The following is a 21,860-nucleotide window of genomic DNA, read 5'->3' as shown; positions in this document are numbered from 1 at the left end:
CCAGCAGTGCGGCGCTTCACCGCGCGTTCCAGCCGTGGCGCTCCGTTACCCCTCATCCGCCCTTCGGGCACCTTCTCCCGGAGGGAGAAGGGATACAAAGAAGAAGGCCCGGCGTTCGCCAGGCCTTCTCGTCCACATAATCAGGGCGCTTACGCCCCGACCGAAGCCACCTGCGCCAACCTCCGCACCGCCACCGACAGCGTCGGGTAATCCAGCGCCTTCTGGTTGTGCAGGTCGGCGAACATCGCCAGCGTGAAGCGCAGCGAGGAGTCGTCGCGCTTGAGCCACGCGTCGACCTTCTGCTCCACCGGCTTCTTGCCGCCGTCGGCGAGTATCTGCGAGACCAGCGAGCGGGCCTGCGTGGCCAGCTCGTCGCGCAGCGCGCCACGGGCCAGCGCCTGCCAGCGGCCGTCGACTGGCAGCTGTTCGACCTGCTCGTACAGCCACGGCAGGCTCAGCGCCTGGCCCAGCGAGAAGTACGCCTTCGCCACTTCCACCGGCGAGAGCTTGCGGTTGAGCGAGATCTCGACGATGTCGCAGCCGAACTCCAGCAGCGGCAGCGCGGCGAGCTGCTCGGCGAGCGGCGCCGGCAGGCCCTTGCCCTTCCACTCGTTCATGCGCGCCTCGTACGCGTCGCGACGCATGCCCGAGAGCACTGCCGGCAGCGACGCACGCACCGCGTTGAGGCCGTCGCCGTAGCGCGACATCGCGGCGGTGATTTCCGGCATCTTGCCCGGACGCGACAGCAGCCAGCGCGACATCGAACGCAGCAGGTGCCAGATGACCTGCAGCGCATCGACCTGCACCGCTTCCGGCACCTTGCCGTCGAGCGCGTCGATCTGCGCCCACAGGCCGCGTGCGTCCACCGCCTCGCGGGCGATGGTGTAGGCCTCGGCGACCTCGGCCGGCGTGCGGCCGGTGTCCTCGGTCATGCGCAGGGTGAAGGTCGCGCCCATGCGGTTGACCATCGAGTTGGTCACCGCCGTGGCGATGATCTCGCGCTTCAGGCGGTGGCCTTCCATCGCCTTGGCGTACTTGGCCTGCAGCGGCTGCGGGAAGTAGCGCACCAGCTCCTTGGACAGGTACGGATCTTCCGGCACGTCCGATTCCAGCAGCTGCTGGAACAGCACGATCTTGCTGTACGACAGCAGCACCGCCAGTTCCGGACGGGTCAGGCCTTGGCCGCGCGACTTGCGCTCGGCGATCTCCGCATCGCTGGGCAGGAACTCGATCTGGCGATCGAGCAGCCCCTGCGATTCCAGCGTGCGGATGAAGTGCTGCTTGGAGCCCAGGCGGTGCACGCTCATCCGCTCCATCAGGCTCAGCGCCTGGTTCTGGCGGTAATTGTCGGTGAGCACCAGCTGCGCGACCTCGTCGGTCATCTGCGCCAGCAGCTTGTTGCGCTCGGGCAGCGTCAGCTTCTTCTTCTGCACCTCGCCGTTGAGCAGGATCTTGATGTTCACCTCATGGTCGGAGGTGTCCACGCCGGCGGAGTTGTCGATGAAGTCGGTGTTGAGCAGCACGCCATGCTGCGCAGCCTCGATGCGGCCCAGCTGGGTCATGCCGAGGTTGCCGCCCTCGCCCACCACCTTGCAGCGCAGCTCGCGGCCGTTGACGCGCAGCGCGTTGTTGGCGCGATCGCCCACGTCGGCGTTGGTCTCACTCGACGCCTTCACGTACGTGCCGATGCCGCCGTTCCACAGCAGGTCGACCGGTGCCTTGAGGATCGCGCTGAGCAGTTCCGCCGGGCTCATCGCGGTGACGGTCGGGTCGATGCCAAGCGCGGTCTTCGCCTCGGCCGAGAGCGGGATCGACTTGGCCGAACGCGGATAGATGCCGCCGCCCTTGCTGATCAGCGAACGGTCGTAATCGTCCCAGCTCGAACGCGGCAGCTTGAACATGCGCGCGCGTTCCTTGAACGTCGACGCCGCATCCGGGTTCGGATCAATGAAGACGTGGCGGTGATCGAACGCCGCGACCAGGCGGATGTGCTTGCTCAGCAGCATGCCGTTGCCGAACACGTCGCCGGACATGTCGCCGACGCCGACCACGGTGAAGTCCTGCTTCTGGCTGTCGCGGCCCATCGCACGGAAGTGGCGCTTGACCGACTCCCACGCGCCGCGCGCGGTGATGCCCATGCCCTTGTGGTCGTAACCGACCGAACCGCCCGAGGCGAACGCGTCGTCCAGCCAGAAGCCGTGCGCGCGTGCGATGCCGTTGGCGATGTCGGAGAACGTCGCGGTGCCCTTGTCGGCGGCGACGACGAGATACGGATCGTCGCCGTCATGGCGCACGACGTTCTGCGGCGGAACGACCTTGCCACCGGCGAGGTTGTCGGTGATGTCCAGCAGGCCGTTGATGAAGCGCTTGTAGCAGGCCACGCCTTCGTTGAACCACGCGTCGCGATTCACCGAGGGATCGGGCAACTGCTTGGCGATGAAGCCGCCCTTCGAACCCACCGGCACGATGACGGTGTTCTTCACCATCTGCGCCTTCACCAGGCCGAGCACTTCGGTACGGAAGTCTTCGCGGCGATCCGACCAGCGCAAACCGCCACGCGCGACGGGGCCGAAGCGCAGGTGCACGCCTTCCACGCGCGGGCCGTACACGAAGATCTCGCGGTACGGACGCGGCTTGGGCAGGTCCGGCACCTTGGACGAATCGAACTTGAAGCTGATGTAGTCGGCCGGGCCGCCGTCGGCGCGCAGGCCGTCCTTGTGCTGGATGTAGTAGCTGGTGCGCAGCGTGGCGTCGATCACGCCGATGAAGCTGCGCAGGATGCGGTCTTCGTCCAGGCTGGCGACGCGGTCGAACAGGCCCTTGAGCGCTTCGCGCGTGGCTTCGATCTGCGCTTCGCGCTTGCCGGCGCGCGCTTCGAGCATCGGCTCCAGCGCGGCGAGCGTGGCTTCGTCGCCATTGGCCAGGACCGAAAGCTGCGCGCGGAAGGCTTCCACGCCGGCCTTGATCTGCGCCTTGGATTCGCTGCCGGTGATCGGATCGAACTTGGCTTCGAACAGCTCCACCAGCAGGCGCGCGAGCAGCGGATAGCGGTTGAGGGTTTCTTCCACGTACGCCTGCGAGAACGGCACGCCGACCTGCAGCAGGTACTTGCAGTAGCCGCGCAGCATCGCCACCTGGCGCCACGACAGGTTGCCGGTGAGGATCAGGCGGTTGAAGCCGTCGTTCTCGGCATTGCCGCGCCAGATCTGCGCGAAGGCTTGCTCGAAGTTCGCATCGAGGCTGGACACGTCGAGGTTCGGGTTCGAGGTTTCGACCTCGAAGTCCTGTACGAACAGCGTCTGGCCGTTCGCGGTGAGGCGGTACGGATGCTCGGAGATCACCCGCAGGCCCATGTTCTCCATCATCGGCAGCGCGTCCGACAGCGGGATGTCGTCGTTCTGGCGATAGAACTTGAAGCGCAGGCCGCCGTCGCCGTTGTGCGCGCGGTACAGGCTCAGGCGCAGGTCGTCCGGACCGGTGAGCGCGGCGAGATGCTCGACGTCGTCGGCGGCCACGTCGGCGCTGACGTCCTCGATGTAGCCCGCCGGCAGCGCACGGCCGTAGGTGTTGGCGAGCGTGAGGCCGCGCTGTTCGCCGTGGCGCACCACGAGGCGTTCACGCAGGTCGTCCTGCCAGTTGCGCACGAGCCTGGACAGCTCGGCTTCGATCTTCGCGCTGTCGGTTTCGATCGCCTCGCCCGACTTCGGGCGCACGATCAGGTGCACCTGCGCCAGCGGCGATTCGCCGCCGAGCGTCACGGACGAATCGACGTGCTCGCCGTGCAGTTCGCGCTTGAGCATCGCCTCGATGCGCAGGCGCACGTCGGTGTTGAAGCGGTCGCGCGGGATGTAGACCAGCACCGAGAAGAAGCGGCCGTAGCGGTCGCGGCGCAGGAACAGCTTGCTGCGCACGCGCTCCTGCAGGCCGAGGATGCCGGTCGCGGTGCGCAGCAGCTCCTCTTCGCTTGACTGGAACATCTCGTCGCGCGGCAGCGATTCCAGGATGTGGCGCAGCGCCTTGCCGCTGTGGCTGTCGGGCTTCAGGCCGGACTGCTGCATCACGTAGTTGTGGCGCTCGCGCACCAGCGGGATGTCCCACGGGCGGCGGTTGTACGCGCTGGAGGTGTACAGGCCGAGGAAGCGTTCCTCGCGCACCGGCTTGCCCTTCGCGTCGAAGGTGAGCACGCCGATGTAATCCATGTAGCCCGGGCGATGCACCGTCGCGCGCGAGTTGGTCTTGGTGAGGATCAGCGCGTCCACCGCGCCCGACTGCGGCATGTAGTGCGCGGCGAGCGAGGTCAAGAGGCGCGGCTTGCCAACGTCCTTGCCGCGCAGCAGGCCCAGGCCGCTGGACTTGATCGCGCTGAGCACTTCCGCGCCGCCCTTCTCGACGACTTCATACTCGCGGTAGCCCAGGAACGTGAAGTGGTTGTCGGCCGCCCAGCGCAGGAACTCCTGCGCCTCGCGCTTGCCCGCTTCGGTCACCGGCAGGTTGCGCTGGGCCAGCTCGTCGGCGACGGCGAGCATCTTGGCCTGCATCTGCGGCCAGTCGCGCACGGAGGCGCGCACGTCGGCGAGCACCGCTTCCAGCGCCTTCTGGATCTTCGGCATCGCCTCGGCCGGCTGGCGGTCGATCTCCAGGTGCATCAGCGATTCGGGCTGGCCGTCGCCGATGGCGAGGATCTTGCCCGTCTTGTCGCGGTTGAACGGCACCACCGGATGGCCCAGCACATGCACGCCGATGCCCTGTTCGGCCAGCGCCATGGTCACCGAATCGACCAGGAACGGCATGTCGTCGTTGGCGATCTGGATGACCGTGTGGCCCGATTCCCAGCCCTCGCCCTTGATCGTCGGATTGAACAGGCGCACCAGCGCCGAACCCGGCTTGCGCGCGCGGGCGAAGTCGAGGAAGTCGATGGCCAGTTCGGCCCAGCCCTGCGCGTCGTGCTGCGGCAACTCGTCGCTGCTCATGCGCTTGTAGAACGCGGTGATGAACGCTTCGGCCTCGGCGTGGCGGGACTTGGGCAGTCGCGTACGCATGGCTTCGACGATGGGCGCCAGCGACACGGTGTCGTCCTGCTGGCCGGCCTTCGCGGCGGTGCGTTTGGCGGGAGCGCGTTTGGCCGGTTCGACCTTGGCGGCGGGTTTGGCGGAAGCGTTACGTTTGGTGCTCATGGCAACGGAAGTTCCAATGAAATAAGGCCCACGCTCTTCACGTGGGCCGGGGGATACGGTTCAGTACGGGCTGTTCGCGGACACGATCGGGCGCGAAGCCGTTTTGGCGGCATCCTCGCGCGGACGACGATCGCGGCCGCGATCGACAGGACAGGCGGTGGGACGTGACGATCCGAAGCGTTTCATGTCGGGTTCGTGCGGGCTCGTGTGCCGGGTGCGTGCCGGAGATGCGTTCGAAACCGGGCCGTCAACGCAGGCCGGTTTCGTTGCGCGCGATCACCAGGCGCTGGATCTCGCTGGTGCCCTCGTAGATCTCGGTGATCTTGGCGTCGCGGAAGTAACGCTCCAGCGGCATTTCCTTCGAATACCCCATGCCGCCGTGGATCTGCACGGCCTGGTGGGTGATCCACATCGCCGCTTCGGACGCAGTGAGCTTGGCGATGGCCGCCTCGTTGCTGAAGCGCGCGCCGCCCTTGTCGAACTCGCCCTTCTGCCAGGCCGCGCGCAGCGTGAGCAGCGTGGCCGCGTCGAGCTTGCACTTCATGTCGGCGATCTTCGCCTGGGTCATCTGGAACGTGCCGATGGCCGCGCCGAACGCCTTGCGCTCCTTCACGTATTCCAGGGTTTTCTCGTACGCGGCGCGCGCGATGCCGATGGCCTGGCTGGCGATGCCGATGCGGCCGGCGTCGAGCACGCTCATCGCGATCTTGAAGCCCTCGCCTTCCTTGCCCAGCACTTCGTTCGGCTGCGCGACGTAATCGGCGAACTCGATCTCGCACGTGGCCGACGCGCGGATGCCGAGCTTGGGCTCGGTCTTGCCGCGATGGAAGCCGGCGCGCTCGCCGTCGACGAGGAACGCGGTGATGCCGCGCGCGCCCTTGTCGGGCTCGGTCATCGCGAACAGCACGAAATACTTGGCGACTGGGCCGGAGGTGATCCAGCTCTTCTTGCCGTTGATGAGGTAGGTGCCATCGGCCTGCCTCGTCGCCTTGCAGCGCATGGCGGTGGCGTCGGAGCCGGATTGCGGCTCGGTCAGCGCGAAGGCGCCGATCTCGCGGCCTTCGGCGATGGCGCGCACATACTGCTGCTTCTGCTCCTCGGTGCCGAACTTCAGGATGCCGTTGCAGAACAGCGAATTGTTGACCGACATGATGGTCGAGTGCGCGGCGTCGCCGGCGGCGATCTCGATCATCGCGAGCACGTAGCTGATCGGATCCATGCCCGCGCCGCCGTATTCGGCCGGCACCTCGATGCCCATCAGGCCGTTCTCGCCGAGGGTCCGGATGTTCTCCAGCGGGAATTCGCCCGTCTTGTCGTGGTGCTCGGCGCTGGGAGCAATCTTCTCCTGGGCGATGCGGCGGGCCACATCCTGGATCATCAACTGCTCTTCGGTGAAGCTGAAATCCACGTTAGACACCTCGTACTTGAGTCTTTTGGTTCATTGGGCGAAACAGCCCGCAAATTGTAGCCGGCCTGTCCGGAATTCGCAGGTACGAGCCGTTGCGCAGCGCAATAAACGCGCCGTCGGACCTGCCGCGCAAAGCGCAGGCGACGACGCTTCCATGCCGCATGGCGCGGCCGCATCGACGATGCAGGCGCGGTGGAAACCGGTGGCCGTTGCCGTGCGGACCTGCTTTTGCGGGGATCCGGCGCGCGCCGAGCTTGACCCTGCGGGGCGCAGCAACGACACTTATCGCTATATCGCGATAGGTTGATGAAGCATGGATCTGGAAGGCTGGTCTTCACGGCTCAAAGTATTCGCCGACGCCACGCGCGTGCGCCTGCTGGCGCTTCTGGAGCGCGAGGAGCTGACCGTGGCCGAACTGTCGGGCATCACCCGCCTGGCCCAGCCGCGCGTGTCCACGCACCTGGCCAAGCTGAAGGAAGCCGGGCTGGTGCGCGATCGCCGCGCCGGCGTGTCGGCCTACTACCGCTTCGACGACGCCGCGCTCGACGGCGCCCAGCGCGCCTTGTGGACCACGCTGCGCGAAGGCAGCGACGACCCGCTGCTGCGCCAGGACGCCGAGCGCGTCGCCGACGTGCTGGCTTCGCGCGCGGCCGACCAGAACTGGGCCGACACCGTCGCCGGCGACATGGAGCGCCACTACTCCCCCGGCCGCACCTGGGAAGCGATGGCCCGTTCCGCGCTGCCGCTGCTGGAGCCTGGCGACGTGCTGGACGTGGCCTCCGGCGACGGCGTGCTCGCCGAACTCCTCGCGCCGCACTCGCACCGCTATGTCTGCCTGGATTCGAGCACGAAGGTCGTGCTCGCCGCGTCCGAGCGCCTGCGCAAGCTGAAGAACGTCGAAGTCCGCGAGGGCGACATGCACGCGCTGCCGTTCGACGACGCACATTTCGATCTGGTCGTGCTCATGCACGCGCTCACCTATGCCGAACACCCGGCGCAGGCCGTCGCCGAAGCGGCGCGCGTGCTGCGCCCCGGCGGCCGGCTGCTGCTCACCAGCCTCGCGCGCCACGAACACCGCAGCGTCGTGGACGCCTACGGCCACGTGAACCTTGGCTTCAGCGAGAAGGACCTGGTGAAGTTCGCGACCAAGGCCGGCCTGGACGTGGGCAGCTGCGAGACCGTGACGCGCGAGCGCCGTCCGCCCCATTTCGAAGTGATCGCGCTGATCGGCCGCAAGGCCGGCGACGCGCGCAAGACGACGAGGAAGTCCTGATGAACACCCTGCCGTGGCTCAACCCCGAACGCGCGCAATCGCTGCAGCGCCTGCTGCGCGAGCGCATCCTCGTGCTCGACGGCGCGATGGGCACGATGATCCAGCAGCATTCGCTCGATGAAGCCGCGTACCGCGGCGAGCGTTTCGCCAAGGGCTACGACCACGCGTACGACCACGTCGAACACGTGCACGGGGACAACTGCGGCTGCGCGCGCGACCAGCGCGGCAACAACGACCTGTTGAGCCTGACGCAGCCGCAGATCATCCGCGGTATCCACGCGGAATATCTCGATGCTGGCGCCGACCTGATCGAGACCAACACGTTCAACTCCACCACCGTCTCGCTCGCCGATTACGGCCTGGAGCACCTGGCGCGCGAGCTCAACGAAGCCGGCGCCCGCCTCGCGCGCGAAGCCTGCGACGCCGCGGAGGCCGCCGATCCTTCGCGCCCGCGCTACGCGATCGGCGTGCTCGGGCCGACCAGCCGCACCGCCTCGCTGAGCCCCGACGTGAACCGCCCCGGTTTTCGCGCCATCACTTTCGACGAGCTGCGCGTGGCGTATCGCGAAGCCGCCGACGGCCTGATCGACGGCGGCGCGGACGTGCTGATGGTCGAGACGGTGTTCGACACCCTCAACGCCAAGGCGGCGCTGTTCGCGATCGAGGAAGCCTTCGACGCGCGCGGCGTGCGCCTGCCGGTGATGGTGTCGGGCACGATCACCGACGCGTCGGGCCGCACGCTTTCCGGGCAGACGGCCGAAGCATTCTGGTATTCGCTGCGCCACGCGCAGCCGCTGGCGATCGGCCTGAACTGCGCGCTCGGCGCGAAAGACCTGCGCGCGCACGTCGACGTGCTGGCGCAGGTCGCCGACGCGTACGTCAGCACGCACCCGAACGCCGGCCTGCCCAACGCGTTCGGTGGCTACGACGAAACGCCGGACGACATGGCCGAAGTGCTCGGCGAGTTCGCCCGCGCCGGCCTGCTCAACCTCGTCGGCGGTTGCTGCGGTACGACGCCGGCGCACATCGCGGCGATCGCGAAGGTCGTCGAAGGCGTCGCGCCGCGCACGTTGCCGTCGCTGGCCGCCGCGGCCTGACGTCCGCCGCATCGAACCGAACACCCGACTTTCCGCGCCCTCGCGAACGGATTCCGTGACCGCAATGACCCCAGCCCTTCCCCGCCAGACGCGCCTCAGCGGCCTGGAGCCGTTGCAGATCACGCCGGAAAGCAATTTCATCAACGTCGGCGAGCGCACCAACGTCACCGGCAGCGCGCAGTTCAAGAAGCTCATCCTGGAAGGCCGCCTCGACGAAGCCGTCGTGGTCGCGCGCCAGCAGGTCGAGAACGGCGCACAGGTCATCGACGTCAACATGGACGAAGGCCTGCTCGATTCCGAGCGCGCGATGGTCGAGTTCCTCAACCTCATCGCCGCCGAGCCGGACATCGCACGCGTGCCGGTGATGGTGGACAGCTCGAAGTTCAGCGTCATCGAGGCCGGTCTGCGCTGCCTGCAAGGCAAGGGCATCGTCAACTCGATCTCGATGAAGGAAGGCGAGGACGAATTCCTGCGCCAGGCGCGCCTGGTGCGCCGCTACGGCGCGGCGGTGGTGGTGATGGCCTTCGACGAGGCCGGCCAGGCCGACACGATCGAGCGCAAGGTCGAGATCTGCTCGCGCGCCTACCGGCTTTTGACCGAACAGGTCGGCTTCCCGCCGGAAGACATCATCTTCGACCCGAACGTGTTCGCCATCGCGACCGGCATCGAGGAACACAACGACTACGCCGTCGCCTTCATCGAAGCCACGCGCGAGTTGAAGCGGCGCTTCCCGTTCAGCCACATCTCCGGCGGCGTGTCGAACGTCTCGTTCTCCTTCCGCGGCAACGAGCCGGTCCGGCAGGCTATCCACGTCGTGTTCCTGTACCACGCCATCAAGGCCGGCATGGACATGGGCATCGTCAATGCCGGCGCGCTGCCGCTGTACGACGACCTGGACGCCGAACTGCGCGAGCGCGTCGAGGACGTCGTGCTCAACCGCCGCAGCGACGCGACCGAACGCCTGCTGGAAATCGCCGATCGCTACAAGGGCAAGAAGGGCGAGAAGAAGGTCGAGGACCTCGCATGGCGCGAGAAGCCCGTGCGCGAACGCCTGTCGCATTCGCTGGTGCACGGCATCGACCAGTACATCGAAGCCGACACCGAGGAAGCGCGGGCCCAGGCGACGCGTCCGCTGGACGTGATCGAAGGCGCGTTGATGGACGGCATGAACGTCGTCGGCGACCTGTTCGGCGCCGGCAAGATGTTCCTTCCGCAGGTCGTGAAATCCGCGCGCGTGATGAAGAAGGCGGTGGCGTACCTGCTGCCCTTCATCGAAGCCGAGAAGCTGCGCACGGGCGATGTGGGCAAGTCCAACGGCAAGATCGTGATGGCGACCGTCAAGGGCGACGTGCACGACATCGGCAAGAACATCGTCGGCGTCGTGCTGGCGTGCAACAACTTCGAAGTGATCGACCTCGGCGTGATGGTGCCGGCGCAGGTGATCCTCGATCGCGCCAGGGCCGAGAACGCCGATCTGGTCGGGCTGTCCGGCCTGATCACGCCATCGCTGGAGGAGATGAGCCACGTCGCGCGCGAGATGCAGCGACAGGGCTTCGAAGTGCCCCTGCTGATCGGTGGCGCGACGACCTCGCGCGCGCACACCGCGCTGAAGATCGATCCGCACTACAAGTCGCCGACGGTGTGGGTGAAGGACGCCTCGCGCGCGGTCGGCGTCGCGCAGTCGCTGATCAGCCCGGACCTGCGCGGCAACTTCGTCGCCGCCAACGACGCCGACTACGCCGAGATCCGCCAGCGCCACAAGCAGCGCGGCGACGGCAAGCGCCTGGTCCCGCTGGAAAAGGCGCGCGGACAGCGCTTCGACGGCGGTTGGGGCGACTACACGCCGCCCGCGCCGAACCAGCCGGGCCTGCACGTGTTCGACGATTACCCGTTGGCCGAACTCGTCGATTACATCGACTGGACGCCGTTCTTCAACACCTGGGAGCTGGCCGGCAAGTACCCGGCGATCCTCACCGACGAGGTCGTCGGCGCGCAGGCGAGCGAGCTGTACCGCGATGCGCGCGCGATGCTCAGGCGCATCGTCGAGGAGCGCTGGCTCACGGCGAAGGCGGTCTTCGCGCTGTGGCCGGCCAATGCGATCGGCGACGACGTGGTGGTCGACGCGAACGGCACCTCCACCACCCTGCACTTCCTGCGACAGCAGGTCGACAAGCCCGCCGATCGTCCGGATTTCTGCCTGGCCGATTTCATCGCGCCGAAGGATTCGGGCCGCCAGGACTGGATCGGCGGCTTCGCGGTGACGGCGGGCATCGGCATCGAGGAACACATCGCGCGCTTCGAAGCCGACCACGACGACTACAACGCGATCCTGCTCAAGGCGCTGGCCGACCGCTTCGCCGAAGCGCTGGCCGAACGCCTGCACGAACGCGTGCGCAAGGAATTCTGGGGCTATGCCGCGACGGAGGCCCTCGGCAACGACGCGTTGATCGACGAGGCCTACGTCGGCATCCGCCCCGCGCCGGGTTATCCCGCGTGCCCCGAACACAGCGAGAAGGCGACGCTGTTCCGCCTGCTCGACGCAGAGAACAACGCCGGCGTGCGGCTGACGGAGAGCTTCGCGATGTACCCGGCCGCGGCGGTCTCCGGCTACTACTTCAGCCACCCACGCAGCCAGTATTTCGTCGTGGGGCGTGTGTCGAAGGAACAGGTCGAGGATTACGCGCGCCGCAAGGGCGTGAGTCTCGCGCAGGCCGAGCGCTGGCTGGCGTCCAACCTGGACTACGACCCCGAGTGATCGCTCTCGCGCGCGTCGATGCGACGGGTTCGCGGGGGCATCGTCGGGCGCTTGTGCTTCGATCGGCAGGTTTGCAATGGACGCTTCGATGAACCTCGAAATCGCCGCCTCGCCGCATCCGATCGTGCCGGCCACCGGCAACGCCGCCTTCATCCACAAGTACGCCGCGCCGGGCTGCATCGGCCTGGTCGGCGGCCGCGACTGGATGACCAAACTCATTCGCAAGGCGCAGGCGCCGCTGACGTCCGACGGTCACCGCAGCCTGTGGTCGCACGCGTTCGTCTTCAGCGAGCGGCGCGTGGATGGGCACTGGTGGGTGATCGAGTCCGACCTCGACCTGCGTTACCGCCAGATCCGCCTCGGCGTGCAGGAAAACCGCGTCGATCGCTATTTCGACGACGAGGCCTTTCCGAACCTCGCGATCCTCGATTTCGGCCTGACGGATGCGCAGGTGCTGCAGGTGCAGCGCGCGGGCCTGGACCTGCTGTCCGGGCTGGTGAGCTATTCCCTGAGCGAATTGATGGGCACGTTGCTGGCAATGCACAGCCGTCGCCTGCGCCGTCGCGAGAACCTGCTGGCGAAGGAAGGCGCGCTGTATTGCTCGGCGATGGTCCAGCACTGCTACGCCGCGGCCGGCATCGAGTTCCTGCCCGGCGTGCTGGGCAAGAACATCGCACCGCACGATCTCGACGAGTCGCCCGTGCCGCATGCAACGCACCGCCTCATCCGCGACCTCGGCATCTCGACGCTGCGCGAAGCGGGCCACGAATCGAGCCAGTGGCTGCGCTCGTTTACGTCGGAATAGGAACGCCGGTTCGACGGATCACCACACCAGGTCGTCGGGCACCTGGTATTGCGGATCGGCGTAGGGGTCTTCCGCGGCGGGGGCGTTCGGATCGACCTTCAGGGCGACGGCGGGCGCGAAGATCGCTTCGGCCTGCGCGAGCAGTTCGGCGGTGACCAGCAGGTAGCGGCCGTCCATCTGCAGCACGCCGAGTTCGCCGGCGTTGAGCTGTTTGAGCTGCGCCTCGTTGACGTAAATGCGCTTGATCTTGCCGCCGTACGGAAAATGGCGCGCGATCTCGGCCGCGGCGTCGTTCAGCGCCTTGTCCTTGACCAGTTCGGCCAGCTTCGCGCGCGCCTCACGGCGCTTGCGCGCCTCTTCCTGCTTGGCGGCCTCGGCGGCGATGCGCTCGTCCTTCTCGCGCTGGGCGCGGATGGCGTACGCCTTCGCCAGATCGATGTCCTCGCGGCTCTGCGGCCTGCCGCCATGTCGCTGGCCGGGCTTGCGCGCATCGGGCTTGCGTCCGTCCGGGCGGCCCTGCGGCTTCTCGCCCTGGGGCTTCGCGCCGTGCGCCTGTGCGCCGTGCGGCTTTCCGCCCGCACGGTGATCCGGCTTGCCGCCCCTGGCGTGCGGGCCCTTGTTTTGCGGGCCCTTGCTCTGCGCAGGGCGTTCGGGCTTGGGCGCGGGCTTGAAGCCCAGGCCCATCAACTGGTCGCGGAGGCTGTTGCTCATGATGCTGCTGCGAGGGGAAAGAGGACTGCCGGCCCGAAGTATAGGCAGCACGGGGCCGCAGCGCGCGGGCCATCGGCCGCGCGCCGGGCATGGTCTTCAGTAATGCGGCGGCGGCGGTTCCTGCGAAGGGTCCGCCGAGAACGGGTTGGACGCGAGCGCGGCCCGCATCTGGCGCAGTTCCTCCAGCACGCGATGCATCGCCAGCGCGTTGCGCGCTTCCTCGCCGCGCGAGGCGGCGAGTGCATCGCTCAGTTCGGACAGCGCCTGCTCCTGGAACGCGAGCCGCGTTTCCAGATCGACCAGGCGCTGCTCGAGCTCGTCGTGTCCTGCCGTCATGTCAGTGCGTCTGGATCGAGCGCCCGCGCCCGATGCCGTAGTACGCCAGCCCGGCCGATTCGACCTCGTCCGGGTGGTACAGGTTGCGACCGTCGAAGATCACCGCATCGCCCACCGATTGCTTCAGGCGACCGAAATCCGGACTACGGAACTGCTTCCATTCGGTGACGACCACCAGTGCGTCGGCGCCGGCCAGTGCGGCGCGCGCGGAATCGCACAACGCCAGGTCGTCGCGATCGCCGAAGATGCGGTGCGCTTCCTCGCTCGCTTCCGGGTCGTACGCGCGCACCTTGGCGCCGGCCTCCCACAGTTGCTGCAGCAGGCGACGGCTCGATGCTTCGCGCATGTCGTCGGTGTTCGGCTTGAACGCGAGGCCCCACACGGCGAACGTCTTGCCCTGGATGTTCCCGTCGTAGTGGCGCTGGATCAGCTCGAACAGGTGGCCCTTCTGCTGTTCGTTGACGCCTTCGACGGCGCCGAGCAGCTGGGCGGTATAACCGTGCTGCTGCGCGGTGCGATGCAGCGCCTGCACGTCCTTCGGGAAACACGAGCCGCCGTAGCCGGCGCCGGGATAGATGAAGTGCCAGCCGATGCGCGGGTCCGAACCGATGCCCTGCCGCACCATCTCCACGTCCGCGCCCACGCGCTCGGCGATGTTGGCGATCTCGTTCATGAAGCTGATCTTCGTCGCCAGCATCGCGTTGGCCGCGTACTTGGTCAGCTCGGCCGAACGCACGTCCATCACGACGATGCGCTCGTGGTTGCGGTTGAACGGCGCGTACAGGCGCTTCAGGCGATCGACCGCGACCGCGCTGGAGGAACCGATGACGATGCGGTCCGGGCGCATGCAGTCGTTGACCGCATCGCCTTCCTTCAGGAATTCCGGGTTCGATGCGACTTCGAACGAGATTTCGGCGCCGCGCTTGCCCAGTTCCTCGGCGATGGCCGCACGCACCTTGTCGGCGGTGCCGACCGGCACGGTGGACTTGTTCACCACCACCGCGGGGCGTTCGAGGTGCTTGCCGATCGTGCGCGCCACGGCCAGCACGTATTTGAGGTCGGCGCTGCCGTCCTCGTCCGGCGGCGTGCCCACGGCGATGAAGATGACATCGCCGTGCGCGATGGCCGCTGCCGCATCGGTGGTGAAGGTCAGCCGGCCCGCGGCGTGGTTGGCCTTCACCATCGGCTCCAGGCCGGGCTCGTAGATCGGGATCACACCGCGGTTGAGGCCTTCGACCTTGGCCTGGTCGATATCGACGCAGACCACGTCATGGCCGACATCCGCCAGACAGGTTCCGGTGACCAGGCCGACGTAGCCCGTTCCGAAGATGGTGACGCGCATGCAGTTGCTCCGAGCGTGACGAGGGGTGCACGGTAACCAGTCGCGAGTGAAGAGCCTGCTCGCTTCCGGTCGTCTTCACCCGTTAGCGCTTGGCCTGCCCCGGCTTCACGATGTCGAGCAGCTCCACTTCGAACACGAGCGTCTGGTTCGGACCGATCGGACCTGCGCCCTGCTCGCCGTACGCGAGCTTGCTCGGGATCCAGAAGCGGAACTTGCTGCCCACCGGCATCAGCGTCAGGCCTTCCTGCCAGCCCGGCACCATCTGCGCGAGCACGAACGTCGCCGGTTCGCCGCGATCGTATGAGCTGTCGAAGGTCTTGCCGTCGAGCAGCGTGCCCTTGTAGTGCGCGCTCACGACGTCGGAGGCCTGCGGCTTCGGGCCCTTGCCTTCGGTGAGCACCTGGTACTGCAGGCCCGAGGCGGTGGTCGTCACGCCGGGCTTGTTCGCGTTTTCGGCGAGGAACTTGGCGCCGGCCTCGGCGTTGTTCTTCGCGTCGGCCTCCAGCTTGGCGATCTGCTGCGCGCGGACCTTCTGGCCGAACGACTCGCGGATCTGCGCGGCCTGCTTCTCGTCCAGCAGCGGCTTGCCGCCTTCCAGCGAGGTCTTGAGCGCCTTGTGCAGCGTGTCCAGGTCGATCTCGCCCTTCACCGGCTCGAGCGAGCGCGCCATGTCCATGCCGATCATGTAGCTGACCTGTTCCTTCTCCGTCGCCAGGCCCGCGATCGCCGTCGCGCCATCCTTCCCGGCTTCGGCGGTGGCGGTTTCCTTCTTGGCCTCGGCGTTGTCGGCCGGCTTGTTGCAGGCGGCCGTCAGTGCGGCGAGCGAAGCGACGGCCAGGGCAAGGCCGGTGTGGCGCGAAGTGAACTTCATCGGGGGACTCCAGGAAGGAAGGATCGCCGTGACGGATCCGCCCCGGCGTTTGCGGCCTGACAAACTGCCAGCGGCGAACTGAACGTCAGGCGTACCACGCACCGCGCGGCACGCCTGTCGATCGACGCACGCTTTCATGCGCGCGCGTTGCTCACGCGCGCACTGGAACGCTTCTTACAGGATGCCCATCAGTTCGACGTCGAACACCAGCGTGGCGTTCGGGCCGATCGGGCCGCCCGGCGTACCGTTGGCGCCGTAGGCGAGATCGCCCGGGATCCAGAAACGGAACTTGCTGCCCACCGGCATCATGCCGACGCCTTCGGTCCAGCCCGCGATAACCTGGTTGAGGGCGAATTCCGCCGGCTGGTTGCGCGCATAGGAGCTGTCGAACACGGTGCCGTCGAGCAGCTTGCCCTCGTAGTTGACGCGCACGCGGTCGGTCGCGGCCGGACGCGGGCCCGAGCCCTGGCGCAGCACCATGTACTGCAGGCCCGAACCGGTGGTGATCACGCCCTTCTGCGTCTTGTTCTCGGCGAGGAACTTCGCGCCCTCGGCCTTGTTCTTGTCGCCCAGCTGCGCGGCCTGCGCCTGCATCTTGGCCTGGACCTTCTGCTGGAACGACTGGCGGATCGCACCCAGCTCGGTTTCGCTCAGCAGCGGCTGGCCCTTGTCGAAGGAGGTGCGGATGGCCTGGATGACGACCGGCAATTCGAGTTCGTCCTTGATCGGCGCGAGCGAACGACCGACGTCGGCGCCGACGAGATAGGCGACCTTGTCCTTCGGCACGTCCGGCGCCTTGGTGCCGGCCGGCGCCTGACCGGTGCGCACGGCGATGCGCTGCATCAGCGCGGGGCCGACGGTCTGCGCTTCGGTTTCGGTGATCAGCGGCTTGCCGCCGTCGAAGGCGTTCTGGATGGCGCGCTGGAACGCGGCCAGGTCGATGTCGGGCGACAGCGGCGTGATGGACTGGGCGATGTCCGTGCCCACCATGTTGCTGGTCTTTTCGCGTTCGGTCGTCAGCACGTTCTTTTCCTGAGCAGAGGCCGCCCCGCCGATCAGCGTGGCCGCAGTGGTAAGCAACACGGCGGCGCCGCGCATCAATGCCTTCATCGGGAACCTACTCCGTATGGGTTTTGTCGTCCGGCATGTGCCGGCGCCTTGCGAACGCCGCAGCAGATGGGCGCGTGCAAGCCATGCATTGTCGCGGCACCGACGCGTCGCGGCAATCGCCAACCGTCTGTACACGCGATGCGCGCATGCGCCCCGTGAAGCGGTGTGCGCATGCGAGGCCGACGCGTGTGCACGCCGGTGCACCAGCCGACAGGCATCGCAAAGACAGCCCGGGCGCCCGGGGCGGATGCTGGGCGACACCCCTTGCCTGAACAGCCTGTCCGGCGCCGTCCGTCGGCTATGCCATCAGTTGGCTGGCAGCCGGTTGACCTGCCGTATTTCGGTGTTATAGTTGCCTACAACACCGGTCTACTAACGAGCAGGACGTTCACCATGAACCGCAGGTTCCAGAACTCGCTCACGGCTCTGCTGGCTTCCGCCTCCACCCTGGCACTGTGCCTGGCGATGGCGATGCCCGCCGCCCAGAAAGCCCACGCCGAACGCATGGCCGTTCAGCTGGGGCCGCTGGATGCCACCTTCGTCCCGGCCGACGCCTCGCGCAGCCAGCAGGAACAGCTCGACGCGCTGACCCGCAGCATCGAACGCCGCGCCGAGCGCGTCGACACCCTGGCCGATGCCGCGACGCTGGCGGCGGAAATCGCCACCGCCACGGCGCTGGCCCAAGCGGTGAAGACCGCCGGCGAGACCGACCGCGACACCGAACACAAGGCACGGACCGCCGCCCGGCATCGCCGGCAAACCCTAGTCATGCCTTATTTCTCATTCGCACCGCGGGGCTGAACCATGACCGCAATCCAATGGAGCGACGGCGCTCCGATCTATCGCCAGCTGAAGGATCGCGTCATCGCGATGATGCTCGACGGAATCCTGAAGCCGGGGGACGCCCTCCCCTCCGTGCGCCAGGTGGCCGCCGAATACCAGCTCAATCCCATCACCGTCTCGCGCGCCTATCAGGAACTGGCGGACGAGGCTCTCGTCGAGAAACGCAGGGGTCTTGGCATGTACGTGACCGAAGAGGCGGCAAAGAAACTGCTGTTCAACGAACGCGAACGCTTCCTGCGCGAGGAGTGGCCGCTGGTGCTCGAACGCATCCTGCGGCTGGGCCTCACCGCCGAAGACCTGCTCACCCCGGCCAAGGCAGGCTCGCCATGAACGCCTCCGCTTCCCTCGTCTCCGCAGCCGCGCCGGTCGTAAGCGCCCGCGGCCTGCGCAAGGCCTACAAGAACAAGCTCGCGCTGGACGACACCGCGTTCGAGATCCCCGCCGGCCGCATCGTCGGCCTGATCGGCCCCAACGGCGCCGGCAAGACCACGGCGCTCAAGGCGATCCTCGGACTGATCCCGTTCGAGGGCGAGCTGCGCGTGCTGGGTCGCGATCCGCGTACCGAACGCGACGAACTCATGCGCGATGTGTGCTTCATCGCCGACGTCGCGGTGCTGCCGCGCTGGATCCGCGTGAAGGAAGCCATCGACTTCGTCGCCGGCGTGCACCCGCGCTTCGACCGCGCCAAGTGCGAACGCTTCCTCGCCCACACCCAGCTCAAGCCGCAGATGCGCGTGCGCGAGCTGTCCAAGGGCATGATCGTGCAGCTGCACCTGGCGCTGGTGATGGCCATCGACGCACGCCTGCTGGTGCTCGACGAACCCACGCTCGGCCTGGACATCCTCTACCGCAAGCAGTTCTACCAGCGCCTGCTGGAGGACTACTTCGACGAGGAGAAGACCATCCTGGTGACCACGCACCAGGTCGAGGAAATCGAGCACATCCTCACCGACGTGATGTTCATCCGCGACGGCAAGGTCGTGCTCAACAACGACATGGAAACGCTCGGCGAGCGCTTCACCGAAGTGATGGTCAACGGCGAACGCACGAACGATGCCCGCGCACTGCGCCCGATCGACGAGCGCGCCCTGCCCTTCGGCAAGACGGTGATGCTCTTCGACGGCGTACCGCGCGCGCAGCTCGCCGGACTGGGCGAAACCCGCACGCCGGGCCTGGCCGATCTGTTCGTCGCCACGATGAAGGGGACCTACGCATGAACGCGATCAACCAATCCCACGAGCTTCCCCGCTCCGCCGCGGTCGCGACGACGCATCCCACGCACACGTTCAAGATGCTGATGCGCCGCGAGTTCTGGGAGCACAAGGGCGGCTTCCTGTGGGCGCCGCTGGTGGCCGGCGGCATCCTGCTGGTGCTGACGCTGATGGGCATCGGCGCGGGCGAAGTGCTGCTGCGCAAGGTGCCGGACCGCGCGACGATCAACGTCGAAGGCGGCAGCTTCCAGGTCAACGGACTGGACCTGTCGCAGCTCACCGCGAAGATGAGCCCGAGCGAGCTGCACGAGTTCGGCGGCGTGATCGACGCCAGCCTGTACATGGCGGCGAGCTGGCCCTTCATCGTGCTGGCCTTCGTGGTGTTCTTTTACTGCCTGGGCAGCCTGTACGACGATCGCCGCGACCGCAGCGTGCTGTTCTGGAAATCGCTGCCGATTTCCGACCGCGACACGGTCCTGTCGAAGGTCGCCAGCGCCACGCTGATGGCGCCGGCCATCGCCGCCCTCGCCGCCATCGCGACGGTGTTCGGTTCGATGGTCGTTTACAGCTTCGCGGTGCTGCTGCACGGCGGCAACCCGGTCACGATGCTGTGGGGCCCGGCGAGTCCGCTGAAGGTGAGCCTGCACCTGATCGCCTCGATCCCGGTGTACGCACTGTGGGCGCTGCCGACGGTGGGCTGGCTGATGCTCTGCTCCGCCTGGGCCAAGAGCAAGCCGTTCCTGTGGGCGATCATGATCCCGGTCTTCGCCGGCATCTTCGTCAGCTGGTTCGACCTGATGCACCTGTTCGAACTGGAAACCGGCTGGTTCTGGAAGAACGTCGTCGCCCGCAGCCTGCTGAGCGTGGCCCCGGGTTCCTGGTTCAATGCGGCGCAGACCGCCGATGTGAACTTCGACGGCCCGCAGGCGGTGCACTCGCTGCTGAGCCTGCGCACGATGTACTCGGTCCTCGCCACGCCGCAGCTGTGGGTGGGTGCGCTGGCCGGTGCGGTGATGATCTTCGGTGCGATCCGCCTGAGGCGCTGGCGGGATGAGGGATGAGCGCCAGCGCGGACCACTGGTCCGCGCGGCGCGAATGACCGGCCATGGATGGCCGGGCCGGGCTCCCCGAAGCCCGAAGCGTGACGCCAGGGATGGCAGTCGCAACGTAATCGAAGCGAAAGCCGCGGCACTGCCGCGCGGCGCGAATGACCGCCCACGGATGGCCGGGCCGGGCGAACCAAAGCCCGCGACGCGACGCCAGGGACTCAGCAACGCCATCGAAATCGATGAAGCAGGACCGAACACCCGCATTACCGCAAGCGAAGCAGACCTAAGAAGTAAAACACTTCACGAGGAAGTCCCCCGATGCGCCCGAAGTCCGCAGCCCTGCTCCTCGCACTGCTCACCGCCGCATCGTTTCCAGCGTTCGCCGCCGATGGCGCCGCGGACACCGTCGTGGATAACGTGCTGATCGTCGGCGACAGCCTCAGCAGCGCCCACCGCATGGAGCCATCGCAAGGCTGGGTTTCCCTGCTGCAGGCCAAGCTCGCCACGCAAACGGATACCCCGCCCGCCATCGTCAACGCGAGCCGCGGCGGCAAGACGCTGACCAATGCGCTCGAAGAACTTCCGGCCCTGCTCACCGCGCACCACCCCGATGTCGTCGTGCTCGAACTGGGCGGCAACGACGCGATCCTCGGCGCGAAGCGCGACGCGATCGAACGCGATCTGAGCAGGCTCATCGAACTTTCGCGGGCGCAGGGCGCGAGGGTCGCGATCCTCGGCTTCGCGGTACCGCCGGCGTTCGACAAGGACGGTTCCGCCGATCTGCTGCGCGAGGCCTACGTCACGGTCGCGAAGACACAGGGCATCGCCCTGCTTCCCTCGCTGCTGGGTGATATCTCCACCACGCCGGCGCTGCTGCAGGACGATGGCATCCACCCCAACGCGGCCGCCCAGCCGCGTGTGCTCGAAAACGCCTGGCCGACCCTGCGCCCGCTGCTGCTGGGCGATGCGCGAGACGGTGCAACCGTGCGCACCTCGGGTGCATCCAAGTAGGGCCTTTCACGGAGAGATCCACCATGCGCAAGCCCACCCTCGCCTTCGCCCTGCTTCCTTTCGCGCTGTTCGCCGGCCAGGCCTTCGCCAACGAATGCAGCCATTCCGAACCGCGCAACCTCACGCTCGACTTCTCCGGCGTGAAGACGGTGATGTTCGACATCGGCCCGCACGACCTCACCGTCACCGCCTCGCCCGGCGCGAAGGGCGCGGTGCAGGGCAAGGCCTGCGCCTCCAACGCTGACAAGCTGAAGGAGCTCTCGCTCACCCAGCAGCGCGTGGGCGACAAGATCATCGTCACGGCCAAGCGCGCCGACACGATCAACTTCAACTTCGGCGGATCGCACTACGCCTACCTGTCGCTCAACGCGACCGTGCCGGACAACGTGCTGGTGCAGCTGGACGTCGGCTCGGGCGATGCGCGCGTCAGCGGCGCGGCGGCGCTGAGCGCGGACGTCGGTTCCGGCGATGTCGAAGCCCGCAATATCCGCGGCCTGGTCACGGCGGACGTGAATTCCGGCGACATCGAACTGGACACGATCGGTTCGCTGCACGTGCTGTCCGTCGGTTCGGGCGACCTCACCGCGCGTCGCGTGAAGACCAACGTCGAGATCGGCAGCGTGGGATCGGGCGACATCGACCTGCGCGAGGTCGGCGGCAACGTCAGCATCGAGAGCATCGGCTCCGGCGGGCTGGAAGCGCAGCGCGTCGGCGGCAACGTCATCGCCGGGAAGATCGGCTCCGGCGGGCTCGACGCGCACGACGTCGCCGGCAACCTCACGGTTCGCCGCGTCGGCAGTGGCGGCGTCGACCACAGCGGCGTGAAGGGCACGGTCAGCGTGCCCGCCGACGACTGATCCCTTC

General features: G+C 67.4%; 16 protein-coding genes and 1 pseudogene. 10 read left to right on the top strand and 7 right to left on the bottom strand.

The features are described from left to right. Positions 1–149 precede the first annotated feature (149 nt). Positions 150–5,174: an NAD-glutamate dehydrogenase gene (locus LA521A_RS07600; protein ID WP_281781690.1), complete on the bottom strand. Its 5,025-nt coding sequence runs from the start codon at positions 5,172–5,174 to the stop codon at positions 150–152. Between the two features lie 247 nt (positions 5,175–5,421). Continuing rightward, entirely contained in the window at positions 5,422–6,591 is a 1,170-nt protein-coding gene (locus LA521A_RS07595) for an acyl-CoA dehydrogenase family protein (protein WP_343226713.1), read from the bottom strand. Positions 6,592–6,895: 304 nt separating this feature from the next. On the opposite strand from LA521A_RS07595, the pseudogene LA521A_RS07590 reads away from it, so the two are divergent. The 4 genes and pseudogenes from LA521A_RS07590 to LA521A_RS07575 form a co-directional block, all read left to right on the top strand. After that, positions 6,896–7,825, top strand: a pseudogene (locus LA521A_RS07590) (ArsR/SmtB family transcription factor); the annotation flags it as partial. 29 nt (positions 7,826–7,854) lie between these two features. Continuing rightward, positions 7,855–8,952, top strand: a complete 1,098-nt coding sequence (locus LA521A_RS07585) for a homocysteine S-methyltransferase family protein (protein WP_281781688.1) — start codon at positions 7,855–7,857, stop codon at positions 8,950–8,952. A gap of 64 nt (positions 8,953–9,016) precedes the next feature. Further along, complete coding sequence (metH, locus tag LA521A_RS07580; RefSeq protein ID WP_281781687.1) at positions 9,017–11,707, top strand: methionine synthase; 2,691 nt, start codon at positions 9,017–9,019, stop codon at positions 11,705–11,707. 88 nt (positions 11,708–11,795) lie between these two features. Then, on the top strand, positions 11,796–12,512 hold the full coding sequence (locus LA521A_RS07575; protein WP_281781686.1) for a hypothetical protein: 717 nt from the start codon (positions 11,796–11,798) through the stop codon (positions 12,510–12,512). Positions 12,513–12,530: 18 nt separating this feature from the next. Here the strand turns inward: LA521A_RS07575 and LA521A_RS07570 are convergent, their stop codons facing one another. The 5 genes from LA521A_RS07570 to LA521A_RS07550 form a co-directional block, all read right to left on the bottom strand. Then, positions 12,531–13,223 (bottom strand): DUF2058 domain-containing protein, encoded by a 693-nt coding sequence (locus LA521A_RS07570; RefSeq protein WP_281781685.1) that lies wholly within the window; start codon positions 13,221–13,223, stop codon positions 12,531–12,533. A 96-nt stretch (positions 13,224–13,319) separates the two neighbouring features. Beyond that, positions 13,320–13,559 (bottom strand): SlyX family protein, encoded by a 240-nt coding sequence (locus LA521A_RS07565; protein ID WP_281781684.1) that lies wholly within the window; start codon positions 13,557–13,559, stop codon positions 13,320–13,322. Position 13,560: 1 nt separating this feature from the next. After that, on the bottom strand, positions 13,561–14,901 hold the full coding sequence (locus LA521A_RS07560) for a UDP-glucose dehydrogenase family protein (protein WP_281781683.1): 1,341 nt from the start codon (positions 14,899–14,901) through the stop codon (positions 13,561–13,563). Positions 14,902–14,983: 82 nt separating this feature from the next. Beyond that, positions 14,984–15,772, bottom strand: coding sequence for an FKBP-type peptidyl-prolyl cis-trans isomerase (locus LA521A_RS07555; protein ID WP_281781682.1), 789 nt, complete (start codon positions 15,770–15,772; stop codon positions 14,984–14,986). Positions 15,773–15,946: 174 nt separating this feature from the next. Then, on the bottom strand, positions 15,947–16,882 hold the full coding sequence (locus tag LA521A_RS07550; RefSeq protein WP_281781681.1) for an FKBP-type peptidyl-prolyl cis-trans isomerase N-terminal domain-containing protein: 936 nt from the start codon (positions 16,880–16,882) through the stop codon (positions 15,947–15,949). A 393-nt stretch (positions 16,883–17,275) separates the two neighbouring features. Here LA521A_RS07550 and LA521A_RS07545 point away from each other — a divergent pair, with 393 nt between their 5' ends. From LA521A_RS07545 to LA521A_RS07520, 6 genes are all read left to right on the top strand, one after another. Next, complete coding sequence (locus LA521A_RS07545; RefSeq protein WP_281781680.1) at positions 17,276–17,683, top strand: hypothetical protein; 408 nt, start codon at positions 17,276–17,278, stop codon at positions 17,681–17,683. A 3-nt stretch (positions 17,684–17,686) separates the two neighbouring features. Then, positions 17,687–18,055: a GntR family transcriptional regulator gene (locus tag LA521A_RS07540; protein ID WP_115840567.1), complete on the top strand. Its 369-nt coding sequence runs from the start codon at positions 17,687–17,689 to the stop codon at positions 18,053–18,055. Next, entirely contained in the window at positions 18,052–18,942 is an 891-nt protein-coding gene (locus LA521A_RS07535; RefSeq protein ID WP_281781679.1) for an ABC transporter ATP-binding protein, read from the top strand. Before LA521A_RS07540 ends, LA521A_RS07535 begins: the two co-directional genes overlap by 4 nt. Further along, positions 18,939–19,997 carry a hypothetical protein gene (locus LA521A_RS07530; RefSeq protein WP_425494577.1) on the top strand — a complete coding sequence of 353 codons (1,059 nt, stop codon included), beginning with the start codon at positions 18,939–18,941 and terminating at the stop codon, positions 19,995–19,997. Before LA521A_RS07535 ends, LA521A_RS07530 begins: the two co-directional genes overlap by 4 nt. A gap of 405 nt (positions 19,998–20,402) precedes the next feature. After that, complete coding sequence (locus tag LA521A_RS07525) at positions 20,403–20,996, top strand: GDSL-type esterase/lipase family protein (RefSeq protein ID WP_281781678.1); 594 nt, start codon at positions 20,403–20,405, stop codon at positions 20,994–20,996. 23 nt (positions 20,997–21,019) lie between these two features. After that, positions 21,020–21,853 (top strand): DUF4097 family beta strand repeat-containing protein, encoded by an 834-nt coding sequence (locus tag LA521A_RS07520; RefSeq protein WP_281781677.1) that lies wholly within the window; start codon positions 21,020–21,022, stop codon positions 21,851–21,853. Positions 21,854–21,860 lie beyond the last annotated feature (7 nt).

The sequence above is a fragment of the Lysobacter auxotrophicus genome, from assembly GCF_027924565.1.
In the GTDB taxonomy this organism is placed as follows: Bacteria; Pseudomonadota; Gammaproteobacteria; order Xanthomonadales; family Xanthomonadaceae; genus Lysobacter_J; species Lysobacter_J auxotrophicus.
Note: the sequence above shows the minus strand (reverse complement) of the source record. Positions and strands in the feature narration are given on the sequence as shown.

Excerpts from the sequence above, each read along its gene's own strand:
- LA521A_RS07555 (WP_281781682.1), bottom strand. The coding sequence starts at position 15,772 with ATGAAGTTCACTTCGCGCCACACCGGCCTTGCCCTGGCCGTCGCTTCG.
- LA521A_RS07560 (WP_281781683.1), bottom strand. The coding sequence starts at position 14,901 with ATGCGCGTCACCATCTTCGGAACGGGCTACGTCGGCCTGGTCACCGGA.
- LA521A_RS07600 (WP_281781690.1), bottom strand. The coding sequence starts at position 5,174 with ATGAGCACCAAACGTAACGCTTCCGCCAAACCCGCCGCCAAGGTCGAA.
- LA521A_RS07530 (WP_425494577.1), top strand. The coding sequence starts at position 18,939 with ATGAACGCGATCAACCAATCCCACGAGCTTCCCCGCTCCGCCGCGGTC.
- LA521A_RS07540 (WP_115840567.1), top strand. The coding sequence starts at position 17,687 with ATGACCGCAATCCAATGGAGCGACGGCGCTCCGATCTATCGCCAGCTG.
- LA521A_RS07535 (WP_281781679.1), top strand. The coding sequence starts at position 18,052 with ATGAACGCCTCCGCTTCCCTCGTCTCCGCAGCCGCGCCGGTCGTAAGC.
- LA521A_RS07570 (WP_281781685.1), bottom strand. The coding sequence starts at position 13,223 with ATGAGCAACAGCCTCCGCGACCAGTTGATGGGCCTGGGCTTCAAGCCC.
- LA521A_RS07565 (WP_281781684.1), bottom strand. The coding sequence starts at position 13,559 with ATGACGGCAGGACACGACGAGCTCGAGCAGCGCCTGGTCGATCTGGAA.
- LA521A_RS07585 (WP_281781688.1), top strand. The coding sequence starts at position 7,855 with ATGAACACCCTGCCGTGGCTCAACCCCGAACGCGCGCAATCGCTGCAG.
- LA521A_RS07520 (WP_281781677.1), top strand. The coding sequence starts at position 21,020 with ATGCGCAAGCCCACCCTCGCCTTCGCCCTGCTTCCTTTCGCGCTGTTC.
- LA521A_RS07545 (WP_281781680.1), top strand. The coding sequence starts at position 17,276 with ATGAACCGCAGGTTCCAGAACTCGCTCACGGCTCTGCTGGCTTCCGCC.
- LA521A_RS07550 (WP_281781681.1), bottom strand. The coding sequence starts at position 16,882 with ATGAAGGCATTGATGCGCGGCGCCGCCGTGTTGCTTACCACTGCGGCC.
- LA521A_RS07575 (WP_281781686.1), top strand. The coding sequence starts at position 11,796 with ATGAACCTCGAAATCGCCGCCTCGCCGCATCCGATCGTGCCGGCCACC.
- metH (WP_281781687.1), top strand. The coding sequence starts at position 9,017 with ATGACCCCAGCCCTTCCCCGCCAGACGCGCCTCAGCGGCCTGGAGCCG.